Origin of the sequence: Ectopseudomonas composti, from assembly GCF_001567565.1 — a bacterium.
Classification (GTDB): domain Bacteria; phylum Pseudomonadota; class Gammaproteobacteria; order Pseudomonadales; family Pseudomonadaceae; genus Aquipseudomonas; species Aquipseudomonas composti_A.
Window position 1 is genome coordinate 297,890 of sequence record NZ_LSSW01000029.1, and the last position, 12,714, is coordinate 310,603.

Annotated in this window: 9 protein-coding genes; 4 read left to right on the forward strand and 5 right to left on the reverse strand. The window is 64.2% G+C overall.

The genetic code is table 11. The annotated features are described in order from the left end of the window. Positions 1-21 precede the first annotated feature (21 nt). Positions 22-2,169 (forward strand): putative bifunctional diguanylate cyclase/phosphodiesterase, encoded by a 2,148-nt coding sequence (locus PCLY_RS17920; RefSeq protein ID WP_061241611.1) that lies wholly within the window; start codon positions 22-24, stop codon positions 2,167-2,169. A gap of 15 nt (positions 2,170-2,184) precedes the next feature. Here the strand turns inward: PCLY_RS17920 and PCLY_RS17925 are convergent, their stop codons facing one another. From PCLY_RS17925 to PCLY_RS24560, 4 genes are all read right to left on the reverse strand, one after another. Next, the gene (locus PCLY_RS17925) at positions 2,185-3,081 is read right to left on the reverse strand and encodes an acyltransferase (RefSeq protein ID WP_061240972.1); all 897 of its coding nucleotides are present in this window, start codon (positions 3,079-3,081) and stop codon (positions 2,185-2,187) included. Between the two features lie 237 nt (positions 3,082-3,318). Continuing rightward, on the reverse strand, positions 3,319-5,409 hold the full coding sequence (gene pta / locus PCLY_RS17930; RefSeq protein WP_061240973.1) for a phosphate acetyltransferase: 2,091 nt from the start codon (positions 5,407-5,409) through the stop codon (positions 3,319-3,321). A 9-nt stretch (positions 5,410-5,418) separates the two neighbouring features. After that, the gene (locus PCLY_RS17935; RefSeq protein ID WP_061240974.1) at positions 5,419-6,603 is read right to left on the reverse strand and encodes an acetate kinase; all 1,185 of its coding nucleotides are present in this window, start codon (positions 6,601-6,603) and stop codon (positions 5,419-5,421) included. Further along, a complete protein-coding gene (locus tag PCLY_RS24560) occupies positions 6,604-6,888 on the reverse strand; it encodes a DUF3565 domain-containing protein (protein WP_082768101.1) in 285 nt (94 codons plus the stop codon). 11 nt (positions 6,889-6,899) lie between these two features. Here PCLY_RS24560 and PCLY_RS17940 point away from each other — a divergent pair, with 11 nt between their 5' ends. From PCLY_RS17940 to clpB, 3 genes are all read left to right on the forward strand, one after another. Further along, complete coding sequence (locus PCLY_RS17940; protein ID WP_061240975.1) at positions 6,900-7,385, forward strand: FKBP-type peptidyl-prolyl cis-trans isomerase; 486 nt, start codon at positions 6,900-6,902, stop codon at positions 7,383-7,385. A 179-nt stretch (positions 7,386-7,564) separates the two neighbouring features. After that, positions 7,565-8,050: a glutathione peroxidase gene (locus PCLY_RS17945; RefSeq protein ID WP_061240976.1), complete on the forward strand. Its 486-nt coding sequence runs from the start codon at positions 7,565-7,567 to the stop codon at positions 8,048-8,050. 189 nt (positions 8,051-8,239) lie between these two features. Continuing rightward, complete coding sequence (gene clpB / locus PCLY_RS17950) at positions 8,240-10,804, forward strand: ATP-dependent chaperone ClpB (RefSeq protein WP_061240977.1); 2,565 nt, start codon at positions 8,240-8,242, stop codon at positions 10,802-10,804. A 196-nt stretch (positions 10,805-11,000) separates the two neighbouring features. On the opposite strand, the gene dld is transcribed toward clpB, so the two are convergent. Next, positions 11,001-12,713 (reverse strand): D-lactate dehydrogenase, encoded by a 1,713-nt coding sequence (gene dld / locus PCLY_RS17955; protein WP_061240978.1) that lies wholly within the window; start codon positions 12,711-12,713, stop codon positions 11,001-11,003. Position 12,714 lies beyond the last annotated feature (1 nt).

Consider the following 12,714-nt stretch of genomic DNA (forward strand, 5'->3'; position numbering starts at 1 on the left):
CATATGGATAGAGGAGTGATGATGGCCCAGGCGCAGAACAAGAATGCCATCGTGCCCGCCAGGCAGGTTCTGCTGGTGGTGGATGATCGAATGGAGAACCTCGAGGCCATGCAGGCGCTGCTCGAGGATGGTGAATGGCAGTTGCGCTGTGCCAGTTCCGGTGAAGAGGCCCTGCGTTGTCTGCTCGAAGAGGACGTCGGGCTGGTGCTGCTCGACGTGCAGATGCCCGGCATGGATGGTTTCGAGGTCGCCCGCCTGATGCGCGGCAATCCGCGCACGCGGCTGACGCCGATCATCTTCGTTTCTGCCATCGCACAGACCCACGACGCCGTGCTGCGCGGCTACAGCACGGGCGCGGTGGACTTCGTGCTCAAGCCGTTCGATCCCAGTGTGCTGCGGCACAAGATCCAGAGCCTGTTGGAGCATGAGCACAATCGCTGTGAGCTGCAGGTGCTGTCGCAGCAGCTCGAGCGCGCCAGGGCGTTCAATGCATCGGTGCTGGACAACGCCGCCGAGGGCATCCTGGTGGTCGGCGAGGACGGCCGTATCCAGTTCGCCAACCCCGCCATGGCGCACATGCTCGATGGCGAGGTCGCGGATCTGGAGGGCTCCGACCTGTTGTCCTTCCTCAAGAATCCGGCTAGCGAGGGTGGCTGGCAGCAGTCCGAGTTCTACCTGCACTTCAGGCGTGAGGCGACCTACCGCGTACACGAGGCGATGATGCGCACGCTCAAGGGTGGTTGCCTGCCAGTGGCGCTGTCCTGTTCGCCGCTGCCCCGGCAACAGCACGCCATGGTGGTGATCGCCCTGGACATGTCGGTGGTGCGCAACCTGCACGCGCAGCTGGAGTCGCAGGCGGTGACCGACTCGCTGACGGGGCTGCTCAATCGGCGCGGCTTTCACCAGGCGCTGGCGTCGGCGCTGGCGCGTATCGAGCGCAGCGGCCAGCGGGTGGCTGTGCTGTATCTGGACCTGGACGGGTTCAAGCGCATCAACGACTCGCTTGGCCACGATGTCGGCGACCAATTGCTGCGTCGTGTGGGCGAGCAGCTCAAGGCCTGCTTGCGTCCCTATGACAGCCTGGCCCGTATTGGCGGTGACGAGTTTACCGCGTTGCTGGACAACCTCGGTCATCCCGAGGATGCCGCCAAGGTTGCGGAGAAACTGATCGAGCTGGTCTCGGTGCGCCATACCCTCGATGGCGTGGATTTCACCTTGGGCGCCAGTGTCGGCATCGCCTGCTTCCCCGAGTGCGGGCAGAGCGTCGAGGGTCTGCTGCGCTCCGCCGACATGGCGATGTACGAGGCCAAGCGTGCCGGTCGCCAGCAGTACCGCTTCTTCTCGCCAGAAATGAACGGTCGTGCGCGTTCACGGCTGATGCTCGAGGAGAGCCTGCGTCACGCCATCGAGAACGACGACTTCGTGCTGGTCTATCAGCCACAGTTCCAGCTGGAGACCGGGCGCCTGCGTGGTTTCGAGGCCTTGCTGCGCTGGCAGCATCGGGTCGCCGGTATCGTGGCGCCGAACGTGTTCATTCCGCTGCTCGAAGAAACCCGCCTGATCAACCGCCTCGGTGAGTGGATCTTTCGCGAGGGCGCCAGGCAACTGGCCGTTTTCAAGCAGCAGTTCGGCGAGGACATGGTGCTCAGCCTCAACGTCAGCCCGGTGCAGTTCGGCATGCCGCAACTGGTGACCGACCTGCAGCGCGTACTGGCCATGCACGGCCTCAAACCCAGCCAGCTGGAAGTGGAGGTCACCGAGAGCGCCCTGATGCAGGACCTGGAACTGACTCAGGCTCAGCTGCGTCAGCTGCGTGAGTTAGGGGTGAAGATCGCCATCGACGACTTCGGCACCGGCTATTCGTCACTGGCGTATCTGCGTCATTTCGAGCTGGATACGTTGAAGATCGACCGCCTGTTCATCGCCAATATGCTCGACTCGCCGCGCGATGCGGCGGTGGTCAGCACCATCATCGATCTGGGGCGCCACCTCGGCCTGGAGGTCATCGCCGAAGGCGTCGAGACTCAGGAGCAGCGCGAGTGGTTGACGCAGCACCACTGCAACATCATGCAGGGCTTTCTGGTGGCGCCGGGTGTGCCGGCCAGCAGCGCCATGCAGGTGCCGGCGCTGCTGGACTGGAGCAAGGTGCCCCTGCCGCGTGGTGAGTGATGCGCCAGTTACGCTTCAGGCTTGCTGGTGCAGGCTGGCCAGCTCGGCGTCCTTCTCTTCCCACAAACGGTTGACCCACTGCTGGAAGGCCAGGCGATAGTCCTCGTCCTGGTCGTAGTTGCGGCCGATGAATTCGCGCGGAATGTCGACCTGTCTGAAGCGCACCTGCACGGCATCCAGACGACCGCTGAGCAGGTCCCAGAACCCCGGCACGCCATGCGGGTAGTGAATGGTGACGTTGACGATGGCGTGCAACTGCTCACCCATGGCATCGAGCACGAAGGCGATGCCGCCAGCCTTGGGCTTGAGCAGGTACTTGAACGGCGATTTCTGTTGCGCATGTTTGGCCGGCGTCAGGCGGGTGCCTTCGAGAAAGTTGAATACCGCCACCGGGTTGGTCTTGTAGCGTGCGCAGGCCTTGCGCGTAGTGGCCAGGTCCTGGCCGCGCTTTTCCGGGTACTTGGCCAGGTACTCCTTGCTGAAGCGCTTCATGAAGGGAAACTCCAGCGCCCACCAGCACAGGCCGATCACCGGCACCCAGATCAGCTCCTGCTTGAGGAAGAACTTCAGCAACGGCATGCGGCGGTTGAGCAGGTGCTGCAGCACCAGAATGTCCACCCAGCTCTGGTGGTTGCTGGTCACCAGATAGGAGTGCTGCGTGTCGAAAGGCTCCAGGCCCTCGACCTTCCATTCGATGGTGCCGACCAGGCCCATCCAGAATTTGTTGACGCCTATCCAGCTTTCGGCAATGCCGTGCATGACGAAACGCAGCGCGCGCTGGATAGGGGCGAACGGCAGCAGCAGTTTGAGCAGGGCGACGAAGAACAGCGGCCAGCACCAGAACAGGGTATTGAGCGCCAGCAACAGGCTCGCGATCAGGCCGCGCAGCGGCGCGGGAAGAAAGTGCAACATCGGGCGAACGCCTCCGTAGGCAGGCTGCACGCGCGGCGGGCAGCCTGAGAAAGGGGCTTTCTCTGCGCCCCGTATCAGTCGAAAGAGCTGCGGCGTTCCATGCAGCGAGCTGGTTCGGCGCCAAGGTTAACGGTTGTGCACTGACCTGCAAGTGCCAGCTGTGACCCTTAGGTTCTCCCCGGGCGGTAAACCAGGCCGGGCGCGCCCTAGTCAGGTGCGCGCGGCTGCCTTGGCTGTTCAGTCGTGATCGGCTGCCTGGATCGCCGTCAGCGCGATGGTGAAGACGATGTCGTCGACCAGCGCGCCGCGCGACAGATCGTTCACCGGCTTGCGCAGACCTTGCAGCATCGGTCCGACGCTGATGCAGTCGGCGCTGCGCTGTACGGCTTTGTAGGTGGTGTTGCCGGTGTTCAGGTCGGGGAATACGAACACCGTGGCCCGGCCTGCCACCGGGCTGTTCGGTGCCTTCTGCCGGCCCACGCTCTCGATGGCGGCGGCGTCGTACTGCAACGGGCCGTCGAGCAGCAGGTCGGGGCGTTTGTCACGGGCCAGGCGGGTCGCGGTGCGAACTTTCTCCACCTCCTCGCCACTGCCGGAGTCACCGGTGGAGTAGCTGATCATCGCCACGCGCGGCGGGATGCCGAAGGCCTGCGCCGACTTGGCGCTTTGCAGGGCGATTTCCGCCAGTTGTTCGGCGTTCGGGTCCGGGTTCACCGCGCAGTCGCCGTAGACCAGCACCTGATCCGGCAGCAGCATGAAGAACACCGAGGACACCAGGTTGTAGCCAGGCGCGGTCTTGATCAACTGCAGGGCCGGGCGAATGGTGTTGGCGGTGGTGTGGATGGCGCCGGAGACCAGGCCGTCCACCTCGTCCAGAGCGAGCATCATGGTGCCGAGCACCACGGTGTCTTCCAGTTGTGCCTCTGCCATCGGCGCATTGAGGCCCTTGCCCTTGCGCAGTTCGACCATCGGCTCGATGTAGCGTCCGCGAATCAGGTCCGGGTCGAGGATCTCCAGGCCATCCGGTAATTCGATGCCTTGCGCGCGCGCCACGGCCTGCACTTCGTCCGGCTTGGCCAGCAGCACGCAGCGAGCGATGCCGCGCGCCTGGCAGATAGCGGCGGCCTGCACGGTGCGCGGCTCGGCCCCTTCGGGCAGGACGATGCGCTTGCCGGCGGCCTTGGCGCGCTGCACCAGTTGGTAGCGGAAGGCTGGCGGCGACAGGCGCAGTTCGCGCGGTGTGCCGCAGCGTGCGCTCAGCCAGTCGTGGTCGATATGCCCAGCCACGAAGTCGGAGACCTTCTCCGCGCGTTCGCGGTCATCCAGCGGGATTTCCTTGTTCAGGCGGTTGAGGTGCGTGGCGGTGTCGTAGGAGCCGGTGGCTACCGTCATCACCGGCAGGCCGCTGGCCAGGGCGCCCTGGCACAGCTCCATGATGCGTGGGTCGGGAGCGAAGTCGCTGCACAGCAGCAGGCCCGCCAGCGGCACGCCATTCATCGCTGCCAGGCAGGCGGAGAGGATGATGTCGTCGCGATCACCCGGTGTCACCACCAGGGTGCCAGGCTTGAGCAGCTGCACGCTGTTGGCCACGGCGCGGGCACACAGCACGATCTTCATCATGCGCCGCTGCTCGTAGTCGCCAGCGTTGAGGATGCGTGCCCCGAGCAGTTCGGCGACGTCCTTGGTGCGCGGGGCGTTCAGCTCATCGAGCCAGGGGATGCAACCGAGCAGGCGGAAATCATCGCTCTTGAGCAGCGGCGAGATCTCACCCAGGCGCGTGGTGAAGGCTTCGATGCCATCCTCGCTGCGCACCTTGTTGAGGATCACGCCGAGCACCTTGGTATCTTTTGGCCCACCGAACTGCTGGGCCTGGATCTCGATACGGTCGCACAGCTCGGTGAGGTTCTCGTCTTCCGGTGCGCTGACCAGAATCACGTCGGCATCCAGGCTCTTGGCCAGATGCAGGTTGACCCGTGCGGCGTAGCTGGCATGGCGTGTCGGCACCATGCCTTCGACGATGACCACGTCCTTGCCGACTGCGGCTTGCTGATAAAGGCTGATGATCTCTTCCAGCAGCTCATCCAGCTGGCCGTCACCGAGCATGCGCTCGACATGGCTGAGCGGTAGCGGCTTGGGCGAGTTCAGGCCGTGGGTACGGGCGACCAGTTCACTGGAGCGCTCCGGGCCGAGGTCGCCGGCATGTGGTTGGGCGATGGGCTTGAAGAAACCGACCTTGAGGCCGCTGCGCTCAAGCGCACCGACCAGGCCGAGGCTGATGGAGGTAAGGCCGACACCGAAACCGGTGGGGGCGATGAAGAAGGTATGCATGAAAAAGCCTCAGTCGAGCAGGGCAAGGGTATCGAGGGCGATCTGCCGCTCTTCGTTGGTTGGCACCACCAGCACGCGGGTGTGGCCGTCGGCGTGAATGGCACCGGCAACGCCGCGCACGCAGCGTGCGTTGGCCTGGGCATCCAGTTGCAGCCCAAGCAGGCCGAGGTGATCCAGAGTCTTGCTGCGGATCAGCGCCGAGTTCTCGCCGATGCCGCCGGTGAAAATCAGACCGTCGAGGCGGCGCAGCGCGCAGCTCATCGCCGCCAGAGACTTGGCCAGGCGATAGCAGAACACCTCGATGGCCAGGGTGGCGCCGGCGTGACCCTGTTCCCGAGCCTGTTCCAGTGTACGCATGTCGTTGGACAAGCCGGACAGGCCGAGCAGGCCGCTGTCCTTGTTGAGCATGCTGTCGATCCGCTCCAGGCTCCAGCCCAGGGTCCGGGCCAGGTGGCTGTGCAGGTTGGGATCGACATCGCCGCTGCGGGTGCCCATCACCAAGCCTTCGAGCGGGGTCAGGCCCATGCTGGTGTCGCGGCTGCGGCCGTTCTCCACGGCGCAAGTGGAACTGCCATTGCCCAGGTGGGCGACCAGCCAGCTACTGGCGTCGAATGCCAGGCCGCTCATCTGTGCCGCCTTACGGCTGACGTAACGATGGCTGGTGCCATGGAAGCCGTAGCGACGTACGCCGTGTTCGGCGTACAGCGCCTGGGGCACAGCGTAGCGGTAGGCGTGCTCCGGCAGGCTCTGGTGGAAGGCCGTGTCGAACACAGCCACCTGCACCAGATCCGGGAACAGCTTCATCGCCGCTTCGATGCCGAGCAGGTTGGCCGGGTTGTGCAGCGGTGCCAGTGGCGCGACCTGGCGGATCGCCTGCAGGCTCGCGGCATCCACGCGGCTGGCGCCGGAGAAGTGTTCGCCGCCATGCACCACGCGGTGGCCGATGCCGTGCAGTACGCCAGCGGCGGTCTGCTGCACGATGGACAGCAGATGTGACAGCGCCAGGCCATGGTCTGCGCTGGGCAGGGCCTGGCTGTGCTTGTGTTGGCCGTGCTGCCAGTGCAGCACGGCCTCAGGGCTGCCAAGGCGCTCGGCCAGGCCGCTGACAATGAAGGTTTCCTGCGCCTCGTTGACCAGGGCGAACTTGATCGACGAGCTACCGCAGTTGATCACCAGAATGTTGCGTGCGGACATCTAAGCTTCCTTGAATTCATCGTGCGACCGCTCCATGGCGCACCAGCCACAGGGGAAGAGGCTGCCCAGCCTGACTTGGCGCTGTTCGGGATCGAGTACCCAGGGGCGATTCTGCCAGGGCGGTCGGTGGCGTATATGCTGAGTATGGCCACAAGACAAGACTGCCACCCAGTCGCCATGCTCGTCCTGACGGAAATCAACGATCCACACGGCCCGTTTGTCTGGGCTCGGGTCGCAATCCGGGGCGGGCTTGGTTAGAATTCCCCGTTCATTTCTCTTTTGCAAAAGGTCTTCCCATGCTGATCGCCGCCAACAAGGCTGTCTCCATCGACTATACCCTGACCAACGATGCCGGCGAGGTGATCGACAGTTCCGCTGGCGGCGCGCCGCTGGTGTACCTGCATGGTGCAGGCAACATCATCGTCGGCCTGGAGAAGGCCCTGGTCGGCAAGCAGGCCGGTGACGAAGTCGAAGTTTCCGTCGAGCCCGAAGAAGCCTACGGCGAATACAGTGCCGAGCTGGTCGCCACCCTGAGCCGCGCCATGTTCGAAGGTGTCGATACCCTGGAAGTGGGCATGCAGTTCCACGCTTCGGGTCCGGACGGCAGCATGCAGATCGTCACCATCCGCGACATCGATGGCGATGACGTGACCGTCGACGGCAACCACCCGCTGGCGGGTCAGCGCCTGAACTTCAAGGTCAAGGTCGTCACCGTGCGTGATGCCAGTGAGGAAGAAGTGGCCCACGGTCACATCCATGGCGAAGGTGGTCATCACCACTGAGTCGCTTTATCAGGCGACTTGCGGTCGTTCCGATTGGGGCAACCGCTGCTAAGCTCAAGCTTGCGATAAAGGCGCCTCAGGGCGCCTTTTTCATGCATGGCGGCTGGCTCGCTGGTAGCCGCTTTGTCGATTGACCGGGCCTTGCGCTCGCTGCACTGAATTCGCTGAGGAAGTTCGTCATGAGTGCCTTTCACGATCTCAATCTACGTGCGCTGGATGGCCAGGAACTGCCGCTGGCGCCTTACAAGGGGCAGGTGGTGCTGGTGGTCAATGTCGCTTCAAAATGCGGCCTGACCCCACAGTACGCCGGGCTGGAGAAGCTCTATCAGCAGTACAAGGGCAATGGTTTCACCGTACTCGGTGTGCCATGCAACCAGTTCGCCGGTCAGGAGCCTGGTAGCGAGGAGGAAATTCGCGAGTTCTGCAGCCTCAACTACGGGGTGACCTTTCCGTTGGGCAGCAAGCTCGAGGTCAATGGCCCCGCGCGTCATCCGCTCTATCGGCTGCTGGCGGGTGAGGGGGCCGAGTTTCCCGGCGACATCACCTGGAACTTCGAGAAGTTTCTGGTCGGCCAGGACGGCCGCGTGCTGGCGCGCTTCTCGCCGCGCACCACCCCGGACGATCCGGCGCTGATCCAGGCTGTCGAGAAAGCCCTTGGCCTCTGAGCGCTCGTCAGTCTCTCGTTAGCCGCCTGGTCAGTTGGCTGGGTGGTTGATGAGGTGGGTGCGTTACTGACCTGGATCAAATCGTCCGATCTTGAATACGGCGTAATCGTCCTCATCTAGTCTGCATCTCGGCGGGTTTTGTGTTTCGGGGATGTTGTCCCGGCCCGCCATTCTGGAGGAAGGACATTTATGCGTATCGATCGTTTGACCAGCAAGTTGCAACTTGCACTCTCCGACGCCCAATCCCTGGCCGTGGGCATGGATCATGCCGCCATCGAGCCGCTGCACCTGATGCAGGCGCTGCTCGAGCAACAGGGCGGCTCGATCAAACCGCTGCTGATGCAGGTAGGCTTCGACATCAACAGCCTGCGCCAGGGCCTGACCCGTGAGCTGGATCAGCTCGGCAAGCTGCAGAATCCTACCGGCGACATCAATCTGTCGCAGGATCTGGCGCGTCTGCTCAACCAGGCTGACCGTCTGGCGCAGCAGAAGGGCGATCAGTTCATTTCCAGCGAACTGGTGCTGCTCGCCGCCATGGACGAGGGCACCAAACTGGGCAAATTGCTGCTTGGCCAGGGCGTATCAAAGAAGGCCCTGGAAAATGCCATCGCCAACCTGCGCGGCGGCCAGGCCGTCAACGATCCCAACGTCGAGGAATCGCGCCAGGCGCTGGACAAGTACACCGTCGACCTGACCAAGCGCGCCGAGGAGGGCAAGCTCGACCCGGTGATCGGCCGTGACGACGAAATCCGCCGCACCATCCAGGTGCTGCAGCGCCGCACCAAGAATAACCCGGTACTGATCGGCGAGCCTGGCGTCGGCAAGACCGCCATCGCCGAAGGCCTGGCCCAGCGCATCATCAATGGTGAAGTACCCGATGGTCTGAAGGACAAGCGCCTGCTGTCGCTGGACATGGGCTCGCTGATCGCTGGCGCCAAGTTCCGCGGCGAGTTCGAGGAGCGCCTCAAGGCGGTGCTCAACGAACTGGGCAAGCAGGAAGGCCGCATCATCCTGTTCATCGACGAGTTGCACACCATGGTCGGCGCTGGCAAGGCCGAGGGCGCCATGGATGCCGGCAACATGCTCAAGCCGGCCCTGGCCCGTGGTGAGCTGCATTGCGTCGGTGCCACCACCCTGGACGAGTACCGCCAGTTCATCGAGAAGGATGCCGCGCTGGAGCGCCGCTTCCAGAAAGTGCTGGTGGACGAGCCGAGCGAGGAAGACACCATTGCTATCCTGCGTGGCCTGAAGGAGCGCTACGAGGTGCACCACGGGGTGACCATCACCGACGGCGCGATCATCGCCGCGGCCAAGCTCAGCCATCGCTACATCACCGACCGCCAGCTGCCGGACAAGGCCATCGACCTGATCGACGAAGCCGCCAGCCGCATCCGCATGGAGATCGACTCCAAACCGGAGGCGCTCGATCGCCTGGATCGTCGCCTGATCCAGCTGAAGATCGAGCGCGAGGCGCTGAAGAAGGAAGATGACGAGGCGACCCGCAAGCGCCTGGTCAAGCTGGAAGAAGACATCGCCAAGCTGGAGAAGGAATACGCCGACCTGGATGAGATCTGGAAGTCGGAAAAGGCCGAGGTGCAGGGTTCGGCACAGATCCAGCAACGCATCGAGCAGGCCAAGACGGAGCTGGAAGCGGCGCGGCGCAAGGGTGACCTCAACCGCATGGCCGAGCTGCAGTACGGTGTGATTCCCGATCTGGAGCGCAGCCTGCAGATGGTCGACCAGCACGGCAAGAGCGAGAACCAGCTGCTGCGCAACAAGGTTACCGACGAGGAAATCGCCGAGGTCGTGTCCAAGTGGACCGGTATCCCGGTGAGCAAGATGCTCGAAGGCGAGCGCGAGAAGCTGCTGAAGATGGAAGGTCTGCTGCACCAGCGGGTGATCGGTCAGGACGAAGCCGTGGTCGCCGTGGCCAACGCCGTGCGCCGTTCCCGTGCCGGGTTGGCCGATCCGAACCGACCGAGCGGCTCGTTCCTCTTCCTCGGCCCGACCGGCGTGGGCAAGACCGAACTGTGCAAGGCGCTGGCCGAGTTTCTCTTCGACACCGAAGAAGCGCTGGTGCGCATCGACATGTCCGAGTTCATGGAGAAGCACAGCGTCGCCCGTCTGATTGGCGCGCCGCCCGGCTATGTCGGCTATGAAGAGGGCGGTTATCTGACCGAGGCGGTGCGTCGCAAGCCGTATTCGGTGGTGCTGATGGATGAAGTCGAGAAGGCGCACCCGGACGTGTTCAACGTGCTCCTGCAGGTGCTCGAAGACGGCCGCCTGACCGACAGCCACGGGCGTACCGTGGACTTCAAGAACACCGTGATCGTGATGACCTCCAACCTGGGCTCGGCGCAGATCCAGGAACTGGTCGGGGACAGGGAAGCGCAGCGCGCGGCGGTGATGGATGCGGTGAGCAGCCACTTCCGCCCGGAGTTCATCAACCGCATCGATGAAGTGGTGGTGTTCGAACCGCTGGGCCGCGAGCAGATCGCCGGCATCGCCGAGATTCAGCTGCAGCGCCTGCGTGGCCGTCTGGCCGAGCGCGAGCTGAGCCTGGAGCTGACCCCGGAGGCGCTCGACAAGCTGGTCGCCGTGGGTTACGACCCGGTCTACGGCGCGCGTCCGCTGAAGCGAGCGATCCAGCGCTGGATCGAGAACCCGCTGGCGCAGCGCATCCTGGCTGGCGACTTCGCACCGGGGGCGCAGGTCAAGGCCAAGGTGGCGGGCGACGAGATCGTCTTTGCCTGATCGATTGCCGTGTAGACACGAAGGCCCGCCAATTGGCGGGCCTTCGTTTTTGTGCTGGACATCGGTTTCTGCCGGCCCCGGATTGCATCCGGGCTACGTGCTCGTCCGTAGGAGCGGCTGGGCGGCATTCCGCTTTAGCCGCGAAGTAGACACAAAATTTGCGGCTGAAGCCGCTCCTACGTAAAGCTTTAGCGTCCTAGCAGCAACCGCCCCAGTGTTTCTTCTTCGAGGTATGACCGATGCCGGGGTTGAAGGTGTTGGTCGGGTCCAGCTCGCGGTAGAAGCCGGCCAGCGCCGGTTTGGCCACGTACAGATGGCCGACGTTGTGTTCGGCCGGGTACTCGGCGCGGCGCTCGTCCAACAGCTTCCACATGGCGTGTTCCATGGCGAGTGGGTCATCACCCTTCTTGACGATGTAGTCCTGATGGAACACATGGCAGAAGAAGTGCCCGTAGTAGAGCTTGTGGATGATCTGCTCTTCCATCTCCTGCGGCAGTGTCTCGACCCAGTCGCGGTCGTTGCGGCGCAGGGCGATGTCCAGGGCGAGGATATCCTCGACGCTGCTGCGGTGCGCCTCGCGGTAGCGGATCGCGGCGCCGGCCACGGCGAAGCGGTGCAGGAAGGCCTTGCGCCCTTCCTCGGCGTCGCACTCGAAGTAGGCGCCGCTGGTGCTATTTGCGAAGTACTCGCTGAGGAAGGCGCGAGTCTCCTCCAGGGTGTCGTTGGAAACGCGCACCAGCAGATGGTGCTCGAAACGGTCGCGATACTCGCGCATGCGCGCCGGCAGGTGGCTGGGCAGCAGGTTCATCAGCGCCTGGATCACCTTGTCGGTCACGCCGCGCAGGCCGAAACGCTCGAAGAAACCGTCGACCCGGCTCTTCATGGCGAAGGCAGCCGGCACCTTGGACGTGCCGAACCTGTCGATCACCAGGAAGGTGTCCTTGCCGTATTTCTCGCCGATGTCGAAGGCGGTGCGGTGGATGTACTCCCCGGCAATCGGCAGACGCGGCAGCCTGGCCAGCAGGTGGCGACGCACCTCGGTCAGGTCGTGCGGATCGTTGCTGCCGATGTAGAACACCGTGCTCGGCTCTTTCGGGAAAGTGTCCAGGCGCACGGCGAACAGGCACAGCTTGCCGGCCGAACCGGAGGCCTCGAACAGGCGCGACGGGTCGGCATTGAAGCGCGCCGGGGTGTCGGCATCGACGTCGCGCACGTGCTCGCCGTAGCGCGCATCGGAGGCCTTGGCGGTGTCTTCGTTGTGCACCTGCTGCGCGCTGTAATCGCCTTTCTGCAGGCGGGTGAGGATTTCCTCGGGGTTGTCGCCCAGCTCGATCCCCAGGTGGTTGACCAGCTCCAGCGAGCCGTCGTCCTTCACCTGCGCATACAGCGCCAGTTCGGTGTAGGCCGGGCCCCGGCGCACCAGCGCGCCGCCGGAGTTGTTGCAGATGCCGCCCAGCACCGAGGCGCCGATGCAGGATGAGCCGATCACCGAGTGCGGCTCGCGGTTCAGCGGTGCCAGCGCCTGCTCCAGGCGATCCAGCGTGGCGCCGGGCAGGCACACCACCTGCTGGCCATCGTTGATCAGCTGTACACCGGTGATACGCAGGGTGCTGATCAGCACGATCTCGCGGTCGTAGTCGGCGCCGTCAGGGGTGGAGCCACCGGTCAGGCCGGTGTTGGCCGCCTGCATGATGACGATGCGGTCGGCCGCTACTGCCGCCTGCAGGATACGCCACTGCTCCAGCAGCGAAGCGGGGCGCACCACCGCCAGGACATTGCCCTCGCCCGTGCGGTGGCCCTTGCGGAAGCGCCGCGTGGCTTGTTCGTCGGTCAGCACGTGGCTGCTGCCGACGATCTGGCGCATCTGCGCCAGCAGGGCGTCGCGGGTAATGGAGGCAGCGGCAGTCATG

Coding starts and splice junctions, on each gene's coding strand:
- PCLY_RS17935 (WP_061240974.1), bottom strand. CDS start 6,603: ATGTCCGCACGCAACATTCTGGTGATCAACTGCGGTAGCTCGTCGATC.
- PCLY_RS17945 (WP_061240976.1), top strand. CDS start 7,565: ATGAGTGCCTTTCACGATCTCAATCTACGTGCGCTGGATGGCCAGGAA.
- PCLY_RS17925 (WP_061240972.1), bottom strand. CDS start 3,081: ATGTTGCACTTTCTTCCCGCGCCGCTGCGCGGCCTGATCGCGAGCCTG.
- PCLY_RS17920 (WP_061241611.1), top strand. CDS start 22: ATGGCCCAGGCGCAGAACAAGAATGCCATCGTGCCCGCCAGGCAGGTT.
- PCLY_RS17940 (WP_061240975.1), top strand. CDS start 6,900: ATGCTGATCGCCGCCAACAAGGCTGTCTCCATCGACTATACCCTGACC.
- clpB (WP_061240977.1), top strand. CDS start 8,240: ATGCGTATCGATCGTTTGACCAGCAAGTTGCAACTTGCACTCTCCGAC.
- pta (WP_061240973.1), bottom strand. CDS start 5,409: ATGCATACCTTCTTCATCGCCCCCACCGGTTTCGGTGTCGGCCTTACC.
- dld (WP_061240978.1), bottom strand. CDS start 12,713: ATGACTGCCGCTGCCTCCATTACCCGCGACGCCCTGCTGGCGCAGATG.